At 62.8% G+C, this 18389-nt stretch carries 14 protein-coding genes; 13 read left to right on the top strand and 1 reads right to left on the bottom strand.

Going from position 1 to position 18389, the window contains the following annotated elements:
• Positions 1-184: 184 nt before the first annotated feature.
• The 11 genes from ACQ4W7_RS08200 to cobA all read left to right on the top strand — a co-directional run bounded on the left by ACQ4W7_RS08200 (position 185) and on the right by cobA (position 13132).
• On the top strand, positions 185-1189 hold the full coding sequence (locus ACQ4W7_RS08200) for a sugar ABC transporter substrate-binding protein (protein WP_495542742.1): 1005 nt from the start codon (positions 185-187) through the stop codon (positions 1187-1189).
• A gap of 134 nt (positions 1190-1323) precedes the next feature.
• Positions 1324-2481 (top strand): ABC transporter permease, encoded by a 1158-nt coding sequence (locus ACQ4W7_RS08195; protein ID WP_426072997.1) that lies wholly within the window; start codon positions 1324-1326, stop codon positions 2479-2481.
• 3 nt (positions 2482-2484) lie between these two features.
• Positions 2485-3270, top strand: a complete 786-nt coding sequence (locus ACQ4W7_RS08190) for an ATP-binding cassette domain-containing protein (protein WP_436529701.1) — start codon at positions 2485-2487, stop codon at positions 3268-3270.
• A gap of 8 nt (positions 3271-3278) precedes the next feature.
• Complete coding sequence (locus tag ACQ4W7_RS08185) at positions 3279-5225, top strand: bifunctional 5-dehydro-2-deoxygluconokinase/5-dehydro-2-deoxyphosphogluconate aldolase (protein ID WP_436529699.1); 1947 nt, start codon at positions 3279-3281, stop codon at positions 5223-5225.
• Entirely contained in the window at positions 5222-7051 is a 1830-nt protein-coding gene (iolD, locus tag ACQ4W7_RS08180) for a 3D-(3,5/4)-trihydroxycyclohexane-1,2-dione acylhydrolase (decyclizing) (protein ID WP_436529697.1), read from the top strand. Before ACQ4W7_RS08185 ends, iolD begins: the two co-directional genes overlap by 4 nt.
• Positions 7048-7968: a myo-inosose-2 dehydratase gene (gene iolE / locus ACQ4W7_RS08175; RefSeq protein WP_436529695.1), complete on the top strand. Its 921-nt coding sequence runs from the start codon at positions 7048-7050 to the stop codon at positions 7966-7968. The genes iolD and iolE overlap by 4 nt, the downstream gene beginning before the upstream one ends.
• Positions 7965-8762, top strand: coding sequence for a 5-deoxy-glucuronate isomerase (gene iolB, locus ACQ4W7_RS08170; RefSeq protein ID WP_436529693.1), 798 nt, complete (start codon positions 7965-7967; stop codon positions 8760-8762). Before iolE ends, iolB begins: the two co-directional genes overlap by 4 nt.
• 13 nt (positions 8763-8775) lie before the next feature.
• Entirely contained in the window at positions 8776-10275 is a 1500-nt protein-coding gene (locus ACQ4W7_RS08165; RefSeq protein WP_436529691.1) for a CoA-acylating methylmalonate-semialdehyde dehydrogenase, read from the top strand.
• A 73-nt stretch (positions 10276-10348) separates the two neighbouring features.
• Positions 10349-10987, top strand: coding sequence for an ANTAR domain-containing response regulator (locus ACQ4W7_RS08160; RefSeq protein WP_436529689.1), 639 nt, complete (start codon positions 10349-10351; stop codon positions 10985-10987).
• Positions 10988-11144: 157 nt separating this feature from the next.
• Complete coding sequence (locus ACQ4W7_RS08155; RefSeq protein WP_426072989.1) at positions 11145-12335, top strand: CmpA/NrtA family ABC transporter substrate-binding protein; 1191 nt, start codon at positions 11145-11147, stop codon at positions 12333-12335.
• A 26-nt stretch (positions 12336-12361) separates the two neighbouring features.
• A complete protein-coding gene (gene cobA, locus ACQ4W7_RS08150) occupies positions 12362-13132 on the top strand; it encodes a uroporphyrinogen-III C-methyltransferase (RefSeq protein ID WP_436529686.1) in 771 nt (256 codons plus the stop codon).
• 12 nt (positions 13133-13144) lie between these two features.
• On the opposite strand, the gene ACQ4W7_RS08145 is transcribed toward cobA, so the two are convergent.
• Positions 13145-14146: a cyclase family protein gene (locus tag ACQ4W7_RS08145; RefSeq protein ID WP_436529684.1), complete on the bottom strand. Its 1002-nt coding sequence runs from the start codon at positions 14144-14146 to the stop codon at positions 13145-13147.
• Between the two features lie 108 nt (positions 14147-14254).
• On the opposite strand from ACQ4W7_RS08145, the gene ACQ4W7_RS08140 reads away from it, so the two are divergent.
• Positions 14255-15145, top strand: coding sequence for a LysR family transcriptional regulator (locus ACQ4W7_RS08140; protein ID WP_436529682.1), 891 nt, complete (start codon positions 14255-14257; stop codon positions 15143-15145).
• Between the two features lie 140 nt (positions 15146-15285).
• A complete protein-coding gene (locus ACQ4W7_RS08135; RefSeq protein WP_436529680.1) occupies positions 15286-18324 on the top strand; it encodes a CHASE domain-containing protein in 3039 nt (1012 codons plus the stop codon).
• Positions 18325-18389 lie beyond the last annotated feature (65 nt).

Raw genomic sequence — 18389 nt, 5'->3', positions numbered from 1 at the left:
TTATTTTGAAAATTTTATTGCATTTGTCTTTTTTGTGGCCTAAGCTGTGCGCAGTGCATCGGGTCTTGCCGGTTTTCCGGTTCCCCGCTGACACGCGACAAAAGCTGGCAACTATAAAAATTAATCCTTCAAGGAGACATTCATGCAAAGCAATAAGCGTAAGGGATTTCTGAAGAGCCTGGCCATGCTGGGCCTCGGCCTGGGACTGGGTCTGGGCATGAGCGCCAGCCACGCGGCGGGCGAGAAATTCGTGTTGATCAGCCATGCGCCTGATTCCGATTCCTGGTGGAATACGATCAAAAATTCCGTCAAGCAAGCAGGCGAAGACTTCAATGTCAGCGTTGACTACCGCAATCCGCCGAATGGCGACCTGGCCGACATGGCGCGCCTGGTCGAGCAATCGGCCGCCCGCAACTACGACGGCGTGATCGTCAGCATCGCCGACTTCAGCGTGCTGCAAAAATCGCTGGGCCTCGTTGCCGCCAAGAAGATCCCGTTTGTGACGATCAATTCCGGCACCCTGGCGCAAAGCGAGCAGCTGGGCGCCGTGATGCACGTGGGCCAGCCTGAATATGAGGCAGGCAAGGGCGCCGGCGAAAAAGCCAAGGCGGCTGGCATCAAGTCCTTCGTCTGCGTCAACCACTACGCGACGAACCCGTCGTCATTCGAGCGCTGCCGCGGCTTTGCCGAAGCGATCGGCGTCGATTTCAAGGCTGCCACCCTGGACGCGGGCGAAGATCCGACCACCATCGAAAGCAAGTTGAGCGCCTACCTGCGCAACAACCCGAAAACCCAGGCCGTTCTGGCGCTGGGCCCCACCTCGGCCCACGCTTCGTTGAAGGCGCTGGAGAAAATGGGTTTGAAGGGCAAGATGTGGTTCGCCACGTTCGACTTGTCCGATGAGATATCGAAAGGCATCAAGGATGGCAGCATCCAGTTCGCCATCGATCAGCAACCCTACCTGCAAGGCTATATTCCCGTTGCCGTGCTGGCCATCATGAAGCAGGACAAGACCACGGACCTGGCCAAGGTCCGCGAAAAGCTGATCAATAACGCCAAGTTCAAGGCGCGTCTGGCCGAGTACGGCCTGGCGCCATCGTATGGCCCGCGCCATATCGGTTCCGGTCCTGGGTATGTCACCAAGGACAATATCGGCAAGGTGGAGAAATACGCCGGCCAGTTCCGTTAAGCCCCGCTTTTCAATTCATTCAATACCTTAGTCGTTGTCCCCGCGCGCAGGCCATGCTTGCCGGCGCGCGGGTCCTGCCGTCCGGAAATCGTTGTCGAGGCTGGCAGGTTGCTATAAAACAAGGGAGACATAGCATGAGTACCGTGAAATTCAGCGTGGAGCAGGGTGGCATAGCCGCCTCGGGCACGCCGCCGCAAAAGCAGGGCGCCGATGAGCGCGTGGGGCAGGTCAGCTGGGTCAAGCGGCTGTTCAGCCGTCCGGAATTCGCCTCGATCTCGGGTGCCATACTGGTGTTCGCCTTCTTCATCCTGACGGCCGGCGACTCTGGCATGTTCAACCTCGACGGCGTGATCAACTGGGCGCAAGTGGCCGCCTACCTGGGCATCATTGCCATCGGCGCCTGCGTACTGATGATCGCCGGCGAATTCGACCTGTCGATCGGTTCCATGATCGGCTTTGCCGGCATGATGATCGCCATCCCTTCCGTCTACTTCCACTGGCCCGTGTGGGCCGCCATCCTGTTCGCCTTTGCCGGTTCGATGGCGCTGGGCTGGCTCAACGGCTACCTGGTCATCAAGACGCGCTTGCCTTCATTTATTGTCACCCTGGCCTTTTTGTTCATCCTGCGCGGCCTGACCCTGGCCCTGTCCATCATGTTTGCCAACCGCACCATCGTCAGCGGCATCGGCGCGCTGGCCGCCGACGACTGGCTGGCCATGACCCTGTTCCATGGTGAAGTGGGCACCTCGCTGTTCGCCTGGATGGCCAAGGCGGGCTGGATCACGGCGCTCGACAATGGCGCGCCGCTGGTCAAGGGCATACCCAAGGTCATCGTCTGGTGGGCCGGCCTGGCGCTGGTATCCGGCTTCGTGCTGGCCCGCACCCGCATCGGCAACTGGATTTTCGCCGTCGGCGGCGACGCCAACGCGGCCAAGAACGTGGGCGTGCCCGTGAAAACCATCAAGGTATCGCTGTTTGTCTTCACGGCCTTTTGCGCCTGTTTGTTTGCCACGCTGCAAGTCTTTGACGTGGGATCGGCTGCCGCCGACCGTGGCATGCAGAAGGAATTCGAAGCCATCATCGCGGCCGTCATCGGCGGCGCCCTGCTGACGGGCGGCTACGGTTCTGTCGTCGGCGCCTGCTTCGGCGCGCTGATCTTCGGCGTGGTGCAGATCGGCATTACTTATACGAATATCAATTCGGACTGGTTCCGCGTCTTCCTCGGCGTCATGCTGCTGATCGCGGTACTGTTCAACAACTTTGTCCGTGCGCGTGTCACGGAAGCGAGATAAGCCATGAGCGACTACATCCTTGCGCTGGAAAACATCAGCAAACGTTTCGGCTCCGTCATCGCCCTGCAAAACGTCACCCTGCGCTTGAAACCGGGTGAAGTGCATTGCCTGCTGGGCGACAACGGCGCCGGCAAGTCGACCCTGATCAAGACCCTGGCGGGCGTGCACCGGCCCACCAGCGGCGACTACCTGGTCGACGGCAAGAGCGTCAGCTTCAATTCGCCGAAAGAGGCGCTCGATCTGGGCGTGGCTACCGTCTACCAGGACCTGGCGTTGGTGCCATTGCTGTCGGTGGCGCGCAATTTCTTCATGGGCCGCGAACCGATCAGGAAAATGTTTGGCGTGCTGCCCGTGATGGATATGGAGTACGCGGCCACCACGGCGCGCGACAAGCTGGCCGAAATGGGCATCATGGTGCGCGACCCGCACCAGGCCGTGGGCACCATGTCGGGCGGCGAGCGGCAATGCCTGGCGATTGCCCGCGCCATCCACTTCGGCGCCCGCGTGCTGATCCTCGACGAGCCGACGGCCGCGCTGGGCGTGAAGCAGTCGTTCAATGTGCTGAAATTGATTTACAAGGCGCGCGAACGGGGCTTGTCCGTGATCTTTATTACCCACAATGTGCACCATGCCTATCCCGTGGGCGACTCGTTCACGCTCTTGAACCGGGGCAAGTCGCTGGGCACTTACACCAAGGAAACCGTTTCCAAGGATGAAGTACTCGACATGATGGCGGGCGGTGCGGAAATGCAAACGCTGATGGCTGAACTCGACGGTTTCACGATTTAAGGATAACCATGAATAACCCGACACAATTTGCCCAGGGGCGCGCGCTCGACGTCATTTGTCTGGGCCGCCTGGCGGTGGACCTGTATGCGCAGCAAATCGGCAGCCCGCTGGAAGACGCGACGAGTTTCGCCAAGTACCTGGGCGGCTCGTCGGCGAATATCGCCTTCGGCACGGCCCGCCTGGGTTTGAAATCGGCCATGCTGTCGAAAGTGGGCGACGACCACATGGGCCGTTTTTTGACGGATACCTTGTCGAAAGAGGGCTGCGACGTCAGCCACGTTGGCATCGACCGTGACCGGCTCACCGCCCTCGTCATGCTGGGCATCAAGGATAAAAACACGTTTCCGCTGATTTTCTACCGCGACAATTGCGCCGACATGGCCATCGATCCAGCATCGGTGGATGCGGCCTTCATTGCAGCGAGCAAAGCGCTCTTGATCACCGGCACGCATTTTTCCACGGCTGCCATGCACGCCGTCAGCACGCAGGCGCTCAAATTGGCGCGTGCCAATAATGTGCGCACCGTGCTCGATATCGATTACCGTCCCGTGCTGTGGGGCTTGTCGGGCAAGGCAGACGGCGAAACGCGCTTCGTTTCGAATGACGGCGTGACCCGCCACCTGCAGGCGATCCTGCCGCAGTTCGACCTGATCGTCGGCACGGAAGAGGAATTCATGATTGCCGGCGGCGGCGCCGATATCATGGCCAGCTTGCGCGCCGTGCGGGCCGCCACCCTGGCCACCCTGGTCGTCAAGCGGGGGCCGCTGGGCAGCGCCGTCATCGACGCCACCATTCCGCACAGCCTCGACGCCGCGTATAACTACCGTGGCGTGCGCGTGGAAGTGCTGAACGTGCTGGGCGCGGGCGACGCTTTTCTGTCCGGCTTTTTAAAAGGCTGGCTGCGCGGCGAGGAATACGAAGCGTGCTGCCGCTACGCGAATGGTTGCGGTGCCCTGGTCGTGTCGCGCCACGGCTGCGCGCCGGCCATGCCGTCACCCGTCGAGCTCGACTATTTCATCGCCAACGCGGCCAAGCTGACGCAGCCGGACCAGGACGCCACCTTGTCGCGTTTGCACCGCGCGACGGTAGCGCGCAAGCAATGGGATGAATTGTGCGTGTTTGCATTCGATCACCGCACGCAATTCTTTGAGCTGGCGCAACAAACGGGCGCATCCGAGTCGCGTATCTTAGCCTTGAAGCAATTGATGGTGCAAGCCGTGGCGCAGACGGAAACGGCATTGCAGTTGTCCGGCAAGACGGGCGTGCTGATCGATGGGCGCTATGGCGTCGACGCGCTCAACGATGCGACCGGGCGGGGCTGGTGGATAGGCCGTCCCGTGGAATTGCCGGGATCGAATCCGTTGCAATTCGACTGGGGCCGCTCCATCGGCTCGCATTTGCTCAGTTGGCCGAAGGAACACGTGATCAAGTGCCTGGTACAGCTGCACCCGGACGACGCCGTGGAAAACCGGCTGGAACAGGAAGCGCAGATCAAGGCCCTGTATGACGCGGCGCAAGTGAGCGGTCACGAACTGTTGCTGGAAGTCATACCGTCGGATGCCTTGCCGCACAGTGACGATACCGTCTTGCGCGCCGTCAAGCGCCTGTACAACCTCGGTATCTATCCGGAATGGTGGAAGCTGGAAAGCATGTCGGCTGCGCAATGGCAAGCCATCGATGCCCTCGTGCATGAGCGCGATCCGTATTGCCGTGGCGTGGTCTTGCTGGGCTTGAACGCCCCGATCGAAAAACTGGCTGCCAGTTTTCAAGAAGCCAGTGCCAGCACGACGTGCCGCGGCTTCATGGTGGGCCGCACCATCTTCCAGGAACCGAGCCGCCGCTGGCTGGCGGGCGAACTCGACGATGCAGGCCTGATCGCCGCCGTGCGCGCCAACTTCGAGCAGCTGATTGCCCTGTGGCAGCGTACGCGCAAGCACCTGGAGCGTGCAGCATGAGCGCCACTGTCCGCTTGACCATGGCGCAGGCGCTGGTGCGCTATCTGGCCGCCTTGCGGGTGGAAGGGGGCGAACCCTTATTTGGTGGCGCCTTCGCCATCTTTGGCCACGGCAACGTGGCAGGCCTGGGCGAAGCGCTGTACCAGTACCGGGACAGCTTTCCCACCTACCGCGCGCACAATGAACAGGCGATGGCGCATGCGGCCATTGCCTATGCGAAAGCCCACATGCGCCGGCGCATGATGGCCGTCACCAGTTCCATCGGTCCCGGCGCCACCAATTTGCTGACAGCCGCCGCCCTGGCGCACGTCAACCGCTTGCCCGTGCTCTTGCTGCCGGGCGACGTCTTCGTCTCGCGCGCGCCGGACCCGGTGCTACAGCAGCTGGAAGATGCCACGGATGGCAGCGTGTCGGTGAACGATGCCTTTAAACCCTTGTCGCGTTATTTCGACCGCATCGTCTATCCGGAACAGTTGCTGACCGCCTTGCCGCGCGCCATTGCCGCTTTGACGGACCCGGCTGCCTGCGGTCCCGTCACCTTGTCTTTGCCGCAAGACGTGCAGACGATGGCCTACGATTATCCAGCCGATTTTTTCGCACCGAGGATCGTGCGTTTTCGCGCCGTGCCGCCGGTGGAATCCGAACTGGAAGAAGCGGCGCTGCTATTGAAAGACGCGAAACAGCCGCTGATCGTGGCCGGTGGCGGCGTGCTGTACGGCAAGGCCAGCGCCGCCTTGCAGGCGTTCGCCGAACGGCACGGCATCCCCGTGGCGGAAACCCAGGCGGGCAAGAGTGCCTTGCCATGGGACCATCCTTTGCAGCTGGGCGCCATCGGTGTGACGGGCTCGCCTGCCGCGAATAGCCTGGCGGCGGACGCGGACGTGGTGCTGGCCATCGGCACGCGCTTGCAGGATTTCACCACCGGCTCGAATTCCCTGTTTGCGCAAGCGCAACTGGTCAGCCTGAACGTGAATGCCTTTGACGCCTTGAAACGCCGTGGCCTGGGCTTGCAGGCGGACGCGACACTCGGCTTGCAGGGACTCTCGCGGCTGCTTGGCAGCTGGAACAGCGCGGGACTATGGCTGGACCGCGCACAGCAGGCTGGCCGCGCCTGGCGCAACACGGTGGCGGCGATCACGGGCCAGCGCGAGGTGGCCGGCTTGCCGTACGACGGCGAAGTCATCGGCGCCGTGCAGCGTTCATCCAAGGATTCCACCACGCGCGACATCGTCGTCTGCGCTGCCGGGACCTTGCCAGCCGAACTGCATAAACTGTGGCGAACGGAAACACCGGGCGGCTACCACATGGAATACGGTTATTCGTGCATGGGCTATGAAATCGCCGGCGGCCTGGGCGTCAAGATGGCCAAGCCGGATGCCGAGGTGATCGTCATGGTGGGCGACGGCAGCTATCTGATGATGAATTCGGAAATCGCCACTTCCGTCATGCTGAACAAAAAACTCATTATTGTCGTGCTCGACAACCGCGGCTATGGCTGCATCAACCGATTGCAGCAGGCGTGTGGCAATGTCTCGTTCAACAATATGTTGCCCGATAGCGCCCCCGTGATCGACTTTGCGCTGCATGCGCAGTCGCTGGGCGCTCTCAGCGAACACGTGGGCAATATCGCCGAGCTGGAGCAAGCCATGCTGCGCGCGCGGGCAGCTTCCCGCACGTACCTGATCTGTATCAATACGGACGACACGCGCACGACCGAAGAGGGTGGTTGCTGGTGGGAAGTGGTCGTGCCCGAGGTCTCCACGCAAGCCGGCGTGCAAGCTGCCCGCATCCGTTATGAACTTGACCGTCAAGGACAACAAAAATGAACGCACCAAGCTGGAATGTGAAGATCGGTATCAACCCGATCTCGTGGATGAACGACGATTTGCCCAGCCTGGGCGGCGAGACGCCCCTGGAAACGGCCTTGAAAGAGGGCGCCGAGATCGGCTACGTGGGTTTCGAACTGGGCAACAAGTTTCCCAAGGATGCCCCGGCCCTGAACGCCGTGCTGGGCAAGTATGGTCTGGCTTGCGTCTCGGGCTGGTATTCGGGCCGGCTGGCGCACCGCTCTGTGGAAGAGGAAATCGCTGCAGTTGGCGCGCATTTACGCTTGCTGGCCGACAGCGGCGCCAGCGTCATGGTCTACGGCGAAGTGGCCGACGCCATCCAGGGCGAAGCCCGCCCGCTGTACAAACGTCCACGTTTCCAGACCCAGCAGCAATGGCAGGCATACGCGGAAAAATTGACAGCGTTTGCCGCGCATCTGCTGGCGCACGGCGTGCGCCTCGCGTATCACCATCACATGGGCGCCTACGTGGAAACCCCGGCGGACGTGGATCAACTGATGGCCTTGACGGGGCCGGAAGTGGGCTTGCTGTTTGATACGGGTCATATCACCTTTGCCGGTGGCGACGCGCTGGCCGTCTTGAATAAGCATATCGATCGCATCTGCCATGTGCATTGCAAGGATGTACGCCCCAACGTGGTGAAACTGGCCCGCAATGGCCACTGGAGTTTCTTGCAGGCTGTCATCAATGGCGCCTTCAGCGTGCCCGGCGATGGCAGCATCGATTTCCCGGCGATCCTGACGCGCTTGTATCTGCACGGCTACGCGGGCTGGCTGGTGGTGGAAGCGGAGCAAGACCCGGCCGTCGCGCCCAGTTATCAGTACGCGAAGATGGGCCATGATTACCTGGCTAGCCTCGTCGATGCCATCCCCCGCCTGGGCCGGGAGGCGGCATGAGCCCGCTGCTGGTCAAGGCCCGGCCCGGTTCTACTATCGTCGAGGTCACGCCCGAGTCGGCCGGCTGGACGCATGTGGGTTTTGCCGCGCACCGTCTTCACGCGGGCGTGTCGATGGCGCTGGAGACGGGTAGCCGCGAACTGTGCATCGTCGTGCTGACGGGCACGGTCACCGTCCAGGCGGGCGGGCAGGCCTGGGAACATATCGGCAATCGCCAAAGCGTCTTCGAGGATCGCTCGCCGTATGCCGTGTATGTCCCGCTGGATACGAAGGTCAGCATTACGGCCGTCAGCGCTGCCGAAGTAGCGCTGTGCAGCGCTCCGGCCACCACGCATCGCCCGGCGCGCCTGATTGAACCGGCCAGCATGACGCGTTCCGTGCGCGGCAAGGGCGCCAATACCCGCTATGTGTGCGACATCTTGCCGCAGACAGCAGAGGCCGACGGCTTGCTGGTGGTGGAGGTGTTAACGCCGTCCGGCCATTCATCGAGCTATCCGCCGCACAAGCATGACGATGACAATATTCCGATTGAAAGTTCACTGGAAGAAACGTATTACCACCGCCTCAATCCGGAGCAGGGCTTTGCGTATCAAAGAGTCTATACGGATGACCGTTCCATCGACGAAGCCATGGCCGTGGAAAACCACGATGTGGTGATGGTGCCCAGGGGCTACCACCCCGTGACCGTACCGTATGGCTATGACGGCTATTACCTGAACGTGATGGCCGGCCCGAAACGCGTGTGGCATTTTAAAAACGACCCGGCCCATGAGTGGCTGATGAATACTAAATGATCAAGGACAAGATATGACTACCCCGACAATTGGCCACTTTATTGGTGGCAACCTGGTGGCTTCGCGCTCCGAGCGCACGAGCGACGTCTTCAATCCCGCCACGGGCGCCGTGACGGCCAAGGTGGCGCTGGCCACGTCGGGCGAGCTGAACGCGGCCGTGGCCGCCGCCCACGCGGCCTTTCCCGCCTGGTCGCAAACCTCGCCCCTGCGCCGCGCCCGCGTGATGTTCAAGTTCAAGGAATTGCTGGAAGAACATGCGGATCAATTGGCTGCCCTGATCACGTTTGAACACGGCAAGGTGTTTACGGATGCGAAAGGGGAAGTGACGCGCGGCATCGAAGTGGTGGAGTTTGCCTGCGGCATCCCGCAAATGATGAAGGGTGAATACTCGGAACAAGTGGCTGGTGGCATCGATGCCTGGTCGATCCGCCAGGCGCTCGGCGTCTGCGTCGGCATCACGCCCTTCAACTTCCCCGTCATGGTGCCGATGTGGATGTTCCCGATGGCGATTGCCTGCGGCAATACGTTCGTACTCAAACCGTCGGAACGCGACCCGTCGGCCAGCCTGCTGCTGGCGCAGCTATTGACGGATGCGGGCTTGCCGGACGGCGTCTTCAATGTGCTGCAGGGCGACAAGGAAGCCGTCGATGGCTTGCTGCACCATCCGGACGTGCGCGCCGTCAGCTTTGTCGGTTCCACGCCGATTGCCGAGGTTATTTATGCCACCGGCTGCGCGCAGGGCAAGCGCGTGCAAGCGCTGGGCGGCGCGAAAAACCACATGGTGGTCATGCCCGACGCGGATATTGCCCAGACGGTGGACGCCCTGATGGGCGCCGCCTTCGGTTCGGCAGGCGAGCGTTGCATGGCCATTTCCGTCGTCGTGGCGGTGGGCAATGTCGCGGATCAACTGGTCGAAGCGCTGGTGCCGCGTATCGCGGCCTTGAAAATCACGCAGGGCATGGATTTGTCGGCCGAAATGGGGCCTGTCGTCACGCAAGTGCACAAGCAAAAGATCGCCGGCTACATCGCCACGGGAGTAAAAGAAGGCGCCAAGCTGGTGGCCGATGGACGCGGTTTCGTCTTGCCCGGCCATGAAAATGGCTTTTTCCTCGGCGGCAGCCTGTTCGACCATGTGACGCCCGAAATGACGATCTACAAGGAAGAAATCTTCGGCCCCGTGCTGTGCATCGTGCGCGTGCCTGATTTCACGACGGCGCTGGAGCTCGTCAACGCGCATGAATATGGCAATGGCACGGCGATTTACACGCGCGATGGCAACACGGCGCGCGAATACACGCACCGGGTGCAAGTGGGGATGGTCGGGGTGAATGTGCCGATCCCCGTGCCGATGGCTTTCCACAGCTTCGGCGGCTGGAAGCGCAGCCTGTTTGGCGACCATCATGCGCATGGCCCGGAATCGGTGCGTTTCTACACGAAACAGAAGGCCGTGACGCAGCGCTGGCCGGCATCGACGGCCGCCGGCGCTGAATTTGCCATGCCGACCCTGAAGTAAGGCGCAGAGCGCCATCTGGTTCGCTTCTTGCTTACTGCAATGGTTAATTGTTTAGCCATTGCAGATTGCTCCCATGACGTCCAGCCGTACCCAGCCTTTGCGCATTGTTGTCGTCAACACCATTGTCGAGCACGGCGTGCACGAGAATGCGGCATTGGCTGCCCAAGTGCTGCGCGGCAACGCCTTGCGCATCGGCTTGCTGGAATCGGGCTTTGACATCGTCGCCTCGCTGCCAGCCGACCTCTACCTTCCCGAGCGCATTGCGCAACTGCAGCCCGACCTCATCATTATTGATGCCGAATCGGATGCGCGCGATGTGCTTGAACACATCGTCATCGCCACGCGCGACGAGCGCCGCCCCATCGTCCTGTTTACGGAAGACGGCGCCACGGCCAGCATCGACGCGGCCATGGCGGCCGGCGTGTCCGCCTATATCGTCGCCGGCTTGCAGGCCGAGCGCATCTTGCCCGTGCTGAACGTGGCGCTGGCGCGCTTCCGCCAGGAAGAAAAATTGCGCGCTGAATTGCTCGACACGCAGCACAAGCTGCTGGAGCGCAAGGTGATCGAGCGGGCCAAGGGCCTGTTGATGACGCATCAGGGCTTGACGGAAGAGCAGGCTTACCAGCGGCTGCGCAGCATGGCCATGAATAAAAAACTGAAGTTGGCGGAAATTGCCCAGCGCATTCTCGACGTGGAGGACTTGCTTGGATGACTGGCGCATTTCCTGACACATGCTGGTGCAGTGCACCAATCCAGTGCATTTCCAGCGGCCTGGAACAGGGTCTGCACAGGCACGGTCCTTGCTGCAGGATGGGCATGGCCTTGCCCATATCGGCGCGGCAAAACAGTATTTATCAGCAAGGAATGGTATGACAGAGCAAACGGGCAGGCAGGCAGAACGCAGCGCCCAGCTGATGCGATCAGTACAGCCGGAAAAAACAACGATACGCATCGGCTATCTGCCGCTGACCGATTGTGCCTCGCTGGTGATGGCGTCGAAGCTCGGCTTGGACGAGAAATACGGCATCAAGATCGAACTGAGCCGGGAGATGTCGTGGGCCGGCGTGCGCGACAAATTGAATAACGGCGAACTCGACGCCGCCCACGTGTTGTACGGTCTCGTGTATGGCGTGCAACTGGGCATCGGCGGGCATCAGCGCGACATGGCCGTGCTGATGAACCTCAATCACAGCGGCCAGGCCGTCACCCTGTCGGCGGCGCTGGCGCGCGAGGGCGCCCACGATGGTCCCACTCTGGCGCGGCACATGCGCGGCGCGGCGCGGCCGTTTGCGTTTGCGCATACTTTCCCGACCGGCAACCACGCGATGCTGCTGCAATACTGGCTGGCCGCGCATGGCATCGATCCGCTGCGCGACGCACGCGTGATGACGGTGCCGCCGTCGCAAATGGTGGCGGCCTTGCGCGCGGGCCAGATGGACGGTTTTTGCGCGGGCGAACCGTGGGGCTACAAGGCTATTGTCGATGGCGTGGGCGTGACAGCCGCCACCAGCGGCGCCATCTGGCCCGACCATCCGGGCAAGGTACTGGGCACCAGCGCCGCGTTTGCGCGTCAGCATCCGAATACCTGCCGCGCCCTGATCGCCGCCGTGCTCGAGGCGGGGCGCTGGATCGACGCCAGCGATGCCAACCGACTGGCCATGGCCGCTACCCTGGCCGAACCCGCTTATCTGAATGCAGCGCAGGAAATGCTGGCGCCGCGCATCCTCGGTCATTATCAGGATGGCCTGGGCAAGACCTGGGACGAGGCGCACGGTTTGAAGTTTTACCACGACGGCGGCGTGAACTTCCCCTACCTGTCCGACGGCATGTGGTTCATGACCCAGCACCGGCGCTGGGGCTTGCTGCGCGATGAACCCGATTACCTGGCAGTGGCGAGGCAGGTGAACCGCATCGACCTGTACCGCCAGGCGGCGGAAATGACGGCGACGCCCGTACCAAAGGCAACGATGCGCAGCTCGACCCTGTGCGACGGCGTCGTGTGGGACGGCAGCGCGCCGGAAGCCTATGCGGCGTCGTTTGCCATCGGCCATTGTTTTTGACTGAATTTCTGACGGGAGACTGCATCATGGCACAACAAGGACGCGTCACGCTGGTCGGCGCCGGTCCCGGCGATCCGGACTTGCTGACCATCAAGGCAGCAAAAGCCATCGCGCGGGCCGACGTGGTGCTGATCGATGACCTCGTCAACCCGGCCATCCTCGCGCATGCGGCGCCCGGCGTGCGCGTGGTCGAGGTGGGCAAACGGGGCGGCTGTGCTTCCACGCCGCAAGCCTTCATCGAGCGCCTGATGCTGGCCGAGGCGCGTGCCGGCCTGCATGTGGTGCGCCTGAAAGGGGGCGACCCCTACCTGTTCGGGCGCGGTGGAGAAGAACGCGCTTACCTGCGCAGCCACGGCGTGGCCGTCGAGGTGATACCCGGCATCAGCAGCGGCCTGGCCGCACCAATGGCCATCGGCGTACCGCTGACGCACCGCAGCTGGAGCCAGGGCGCCATCTTCGTCACCGGCCATGGTAAAGATAGCGCCTCGGAGCCGAACTGGGCGGCATTGGCGCAGAGCGGCCTGACCCTGGTCATCTACATGGGCGTGGCGCGGGTGGTGGCCATCCAGGCGGGCTTGTTGGCAGGCGGTATGGCGCCCGGCACGCCAGTGGCTGTGGTGCAATCGGCCAGCTTGCCGGCGCAGCGCCAGTTGCTGAGTACTTTGCACGCCTTGCCGCACGACTTGCTGACCAGCGGCCTGGGCAGTCCCAGCATCATCGTCGTGGGCGACGTGGTGCGTTGCGCCGATGCCTGGGATGAGCATGGCGCCGGCGCCTTGCTGGCCGCTGCCGTCTGAGCCAGTCAGCGCCTAGCGGATCGGCAGCGCCACGGGACGGATGGGCGCCGCGTCGCCGCCCCGGAATTTCAGCGAGGCGCCGATGAAGGCAAACTGGTACACCTTGTCGCGCGACAAGGCTTCCAGGTCGACCAGTTCCAGGATGGGCGTGCCCTGCTGCGCCAGCAAATAGGTGTGCACGGGCAGGTAGTTGCCGACCACTTCGGAGGGGAACGCCTCGAAACTGAGGTTGTCCGCGCCAACCACCATGGCGCCGCCATCTTCCACGAGGAATTTTGCCGCATCGAGCGACAAACCGGGGGGATTGGCCATGTAGGCTTGCGCCTGCTCATAGTGTTGCATGCGGCCCGTGCGTATCAGCACCACGTCGCCCTTTTCCAGCGTGATTTTTTGTTGCGCCAGCGCCGCGCGCAAGTCCTGCCGCGTGACCCGGTAATTGTCGGGCAGCTGTGACAGTCCCTTAGCCACGGCCACGTCGATCAGCACGCCGCGCGCCACGATGGGCGGCAGCTTTTCCGCGCCCGTCACCGTCCAGCCACGGTCGCCCAGGTAGTGTTCTTCCGTAAATCCGTTCCAGATCTTGCCGTTCAAGCCAAAGTGGTTGAGCGCGTCGATATGCGTGCCCATGTGCGCATACATGGACACGGCCGACCCCGTGTAACTGACGTGGCGGTTCATCGTTTCGCCTACGTTCATGGAGTCGGCCACGACGTTGCCCTTCGGCGTGTGCGTCATCCACATCTGGTAGGGCGGATCGCCTGCCGCCTGCCAGCTGGGCATGCCGATATAGAAATCGACGGCCAGGTCATAGCTCTTGCCGCCGTCGATGCGCGCCAGGATGGCCGCGCGCGAGGCCGGCGTCATCAGGTTCAGGCGGCCGATTTCGTCTTTCGGCCCCCAGGGGCTGATGCCCACTTCGGGCATTGCGGCGGCAGGGGCGGGGGCTGCGGCCTGGGTCGTTCCAGCCAGCAGCGCCAGCAGCAGGGTAGTCAGGGTGGCAGATGGTTTGAACATGGGGTGCTCCTTGCGTGACATGAATGAAGAAGCCGCCATCATATTGTTTTCCAATTCAATTATAATCAGCGATAAAATAATAAGATATTCAACCAAATGGAAAGAATCATGGATGTCCTGGCGCACATGCGCGTGTTTCGCAAGGTGGTTGAGCGCGACAGCTTCAGCAAGGCGGCGCAAGATCTGAACCAGTCGGCGGCGGCCATCAGCAAGCAGGTGCGCCAGCTGGAAGCGCATCTGGCGACGGTGCTGCTGGTGCGCACGACGCGGCGCATGAGTTTGTCGGATGGCGGCCGCGCCTACTATCTTGAATGCTGCCGCCTGCTCGACGAGATCGACGCGCTGGAACTGGCCACGCGCGGCTGCGCCGGCAAGGTGGCGGGGCGGCTGCGCGTGAATGCGCCGCTGTCGTTTGGCTTGAAAGTGCTGTCGCCGCTGCTGCCGGTCTTCATGGCCCTCTATCCGGAAGTCAGCATCGAGATGACCCTGGACGACCGCCTGCGCGACGTGGTGGGCGAGGGCTATGACGTGTCGCTGCGCATCCGCGCCGCGCTGGCCGATTCGACCCTGGTGGCGCGCCGCCTGGGCGATGTCGAGCAGATGATCTGCGCGGCGCCCGCCTATCTGGCGCGGCGCGGCACGCCCCGGCAGGCCCAGGATTTGCACGGCCACGATTGCCTGGCCTACCGTCTGGCCGACAGTCCAGGCATTTGGCAGCTGGCCGGCCCGGAAGGCGCGAGCAGCATCGTCCTGCCCGTGCGCTTTTCCGCCGACAGCAGCCTGCTGCTGGCCGATATGCTGGTGGCGGGCATCGGCGTGGGTGCGCTGCCATCCTTCGTCGCCATGCCTCTGCTGGCCAGCGGCGCCCTGGTGCGCGTGCTGCCATCGCATGGCATGGCCAGGCGCGGCGTGTATGCATTGATGCCCGATGGGCGCCACGTGCAGGAAAAGGTGCGTGCCTTTTGCGACTTCCTGGCGGGGGCGCTGCAGGCGGCATAGGGATTGGGTGTTTTCCAGTGCAACCATCATGCGCGCTTTTTTTCTTCCACAAGCGCGTCGGGCAGGGGCTTTGATAGTATCCTCGTACCTGTCGGGTGGCCTGTGCCGCACATTCGAGGAACCGGAATAAGCGATTGACAATGCACACTTTGAGCAAGGGCGGGACGGTAGCGGGCATCAGGATCTGGGCAGGTGGCCTGCTGCTGGCATTGGCGGTGGGCGGCGCCCTGTATGCGGGCGCGGCGCGCACGGTCAATGACGACGCCGAACAGCGTTTCGACAATCTCACGCATGGTGCCCAGCATAGCCTGGCCACGCGCGTAAAAAGCTATTCCGACTTGCTGCGTGGCCTTGAAGCGCTGTTTCGCACCAGCGAAAAGCTGACGCGCCGCCAGTTCCACGATTACGTGGCCGGTCTCGATATCGTGCGCCAGTTCCCCGCCATCGAATCGGTCAACTATGCGGTGGCGCTGACGCAGGCGCAGCGCGCGGCCTATGTCGCCGATGTACGCCGTGACACCAGCCTGGCGCCGGGCGGCTATCCCGCATTCACCATCCGCCCGCCCGGCGAGCGGCCGGAATACACCGTGCTCACTTACCTGGAGCCCGATTCCCTGCTGTCTGAACGCATGGGCGTCGATATCGGTGCCAACCCGCTGGTGGCGCAGGCCCTGGAGCAGGCGCGCGACACCGGCGAAGTGAGCGCGTCGGGCCAGGTGATCATGATCAAGGGACCGCCCGCGCACGTGGGCCTGGGCATGCGCTTGCCCGTGTACCGCAATGGCATGCCGCAAGGCAGCGTGGCCGAGCGCCGCGCCGCCTACCAGGGGTCCGTGGGCATTGGCTTTGGCGTGGCGCAACTGGTGCACAGCGCGCTGGAACGCAGCGCCCTGGAGCCGCTGCACCTGACCCTGTACAGCGCCGCCGAACCTCGTCCTGCCGATGGCGCATGGCGCATCACGCCGCAGGACCGCCTGCTGTTCAACGATGACGGCGACCTGGCGACACCGCCGCCGCAACCGGGCAGCGATGCCGCTTATTTCGACCAGGTGCTGCCGGTGGCCTACCAGGGCGGCCTGTGGAAAGCCCATTTCCGCGTGCGCAAGGTGGAGCTGTACAGCAGCTTTGACCGCTATTTTCCGTGGCTGTCGCTGGCCGTCGGCGTGGCCGGCACCTTGCTCATTTATGGCTATATCTTTACCCTGTACCGTTCGCGCCGCAACGCGGTGGCGCAGCGTACCCTGCTCGATACGGTGCTCGACAGCGTCGATGCCTACGTCTACATGAAGGATGCCGACCTGCGCTACCGCTACGTGAATGCGCGCACGGCGAAGATACTGGGTCGCTCGGCGGAGCAGTTGATCGGCCGCCAGGATGGCGAGTTGATGCTCGGCGATGCGGCTGCCGCCGCGCAGCTGACCGAACGCCAGGTCTTCGACAGCGGCACCAAGTTTGTCGGCGAAGAGCGCTTCGTTGATGCGCAGGGCCAGGTGCATCACCTGTGGAGCGTGAAGGTGCCGCTGGGCTTGCCTGGTCCCGTCACGGGTCTGATCGGCCTGTCCACCGACGTGACGGAACTGCATCGCCTGAAGGAGCAGGCCGACGCGGCCAGTCAGGCCAAGAGCGACTTCCTGTCGAACATGAGCCATGAAATTCGCACGCCGATGAACAGCATCATTGGCATGGCGCACCTGGCGCTGAAATCGGTGGCCGATGCGCGCCAGCGCGATTATCTGCGAAAAATCTTCCATTCGGGCCAGCATTTGCTGGGCCTGATCAACGACATCCTCGATTTTTCCAAGATCGAGGCGGGCAAGCTGGAATTGGAAGTACTGGACTTCCGTCTCGACACCCTGCTGGCGAATATCGCCAGCCAGCTCGGTGATGCGGCCGCCGTCAAGGGATTGGCGCTGCAGTTCGATATCGCGGCCGAGCTGCCGCAGCGCTGGCGCGGCGATCCGCTGCGCCTGGAGCAGGTCTTGCTGAACCTGACCAGCAACGCCATCAAATTTTCCGACAATGGCAGCATCTTCGTGCGCGTGCGCCAGTCAGAGGAGCGTGGCAGTCACGCCATGCTGCGCTTCGAGGTGCAGGACCGGGGCATCGGCATGAAGCAGGAAGAGGTGGCGCAACTGTTCCGCTCCTTCCATCAGGCCGACCCTTCGACCACGCGCAAGTATGGCGGCAGCGGCCTGGGGCTGGTGATCAGCAAGCAGCTGGTTGAACTCATGGACGGCAAGGTGGGCGTGTACAGCCAGCCGGGCCAGGGCAGCACCTTCTGGTTCACGGCGCGCCTGGAGAAAAGCGTGCAAGCGGGCGACGAGCTTATCGCCGAAGTGGAGCCCGAAGTATTGGGGGTGATCCGCGGCGCATCCATCCTGCTGGTGGAAGATAACGTCTTCAGCCAGCAGGTGGGCTGCGAATTGCTGGAGGATGCCGGCGCCACCGTCTGTGTCGCCTGCAATGGCCGCGAAGCGCTGGAATTGCTGGCCCACCAGCGCTACGACTGCGTGCTGATGGACGTGCAGATGCCGGAGATGGACGGCTTCGAAGCGACGCGCCGCATCCGCGCCGACCCAAAGCTCAACGGCCTGCTGGTGATCGCCATGACGGCCAATGCGGGCAGCGAAGACCGCGCCCGCTGCCTGGCGGCGGGCATGGATGAATTCGTGACCAAACCGATTGCCCCGAATCTGTTGTTTCACCTGCTGGCGAAATGGTTCCGTCTGCGCGGTGGCATCGGCAGCATCGGCCGTGCGCATGCGGGCGACAGGCTGGCGGCAGTGCCGAAAGTGCCGCCATCGGCCGCCTTGCTGGAATTGCGCGACACGGCCATCCTCGACCTGGCCACCCTGGCGCTTACGTTCGGCAATGACGCCGTGAAGATGCGCAAATATACCCAGCTGTTTCTCGATACGGCGCGCGACGGCATCGCCGAAATGGAGCAAGCCATGGCGCTGGAAGACCTGGGGCGCCTGGCCGACCTGGGGCACCGCAGCAAATCGTCGGCGCTGGCCGTGGGCGCCCATGCTTTCGCCACCCTGTGCATGTCGATCGAAGGCTTGCGCCTGGGCGGCGAGCTGCAGCAGGCGCGCGCCTTGCTGGCGGCGCTGGAGCCGGCGCTGGCGCAGGTGGCAGAACAAATTTCACTGGAATTTGTCTCCAGCGACGCCCCCTGACGCAGGCAGCGGCGATAATACGCGTTTATACGTGTATTGCATCCCCTGCCACACGGCAAGGAATG

Origin of the sequence: Janthinobacterium algoris (assembly GCF_051380935.1) — a bacterium.
GTDB lineage: Bacteria > Pseudomonadota > Gammaproteobacteria > Burkholderiales > Burkholderiaceae_D > Janthinobacterium.
Note: the sequence above shows the minus strand (reverse complement) of the source record. Positions and strands in the feature narration are given on the sequence as shown.

Excerpts from the sequence above, each read along its gene's own strand:
- ACQ4W7_RS08160 (WP_436529689.1), top strand. The coding sequence starts at position 10,349 with ATGACGTCCAGCCGTACCCAGCCTTTGCGCATTGTTGTCGTCAACACC.
- ACQ4W7_RS08195 (WP_426072997.1), top strand. The coding sequence starts at position 1,324 with ATGAGTACCGTGAAATTCAGCGTGGAGCAGGGTGGCATAGCCGCCTCG.
- ACQ4W7_RS08200 (WP_495542742.1), top strand. The coding sequence starts at position 185 with ATGCTGGGCCTCGGCCTGGGACTGGGTCTGGGCATGAGCGCCAGCCAC.
- ACQ4W7_RS08165 (WP_436529691.1), top strand. The coding sequence starts at position 8,776 with ATGACTACCCCGACAATTGGCCACTTTATTGGTGGCAACCTGGTGGCT.
- cobA (WP_436529686.1), top strand. The coding sequence starts at position 12,362 with ATGGCACAACAAGGACGCGTCACGCTGGTCGGCGCCGGTCCCGGCGAT.
- iolB (WP_436529693.1), top strand. The coding sequence starts at position 7,965 with ATGAGCCCGCTGCTGGTCAAGGCCCGGCCCGGTTCTACTATCGTCGAG.
- ACQ4W7_RS08140 (WP_436529682.1), top strand. The coding sequence starts at position 14,255 with ATGGATGTCCTGGCGCACATGCGCGTGTTTCGCAAGGTGGTTGAGCGC.
- ACQ4W7_RS08185 (WP_436529699.1), top strand. The coding sequence starts at position 3,279 with ATGAATAACCCGACACAATTTGCCCAGGGGCGCGCGCTCGACGTCATT.
- ACQ4W7_RS08135 (WP_436529680.1), top strand. The coding sequence starts at position 15,286 with ATGCACACTTTGAGCAAGGGCGGGACGGTAGCGGGCATCAGGATCTGG.
- iolD (WP_436529697.1), top strand. The coding sequence starts at position 5,222 with ATGAGCGCCACTGTCCGCTTGACCATGGCGCAGGCGCTGGTGCGCTAT.
- ACQ4W7_RS08155 (WP_426072989.1), top strand. The coding sequence starts at position 11,145 with ATGACAGAGCAAACGGGCAGGCAGGCAGAACGCAGCGCCCAGCTGATG.
- ACQ4W7_RS08145 (WP_436529684.1), bottom strand. The coding sequence starts at position 14,146 with ATGTTCAAACCATCTGCCACCCTGACTACCCTGCTGCTGGCGCTGCTG.
- iolE (WP_436529695.1), top strand. The coding sequence starts at position 7,048 with ATGAACGCACCAAGCTGGAATGTGAAGATCGGTATCAACCCGATCTCG.
- ACQ4W7_RS08190 (WP_436529701.1), top strand. The coding sequence starts at position 2,485 with ATGAGCGACTACATCCTTGCGCTGGAAAACATCAGCAAACGTTTCGGC.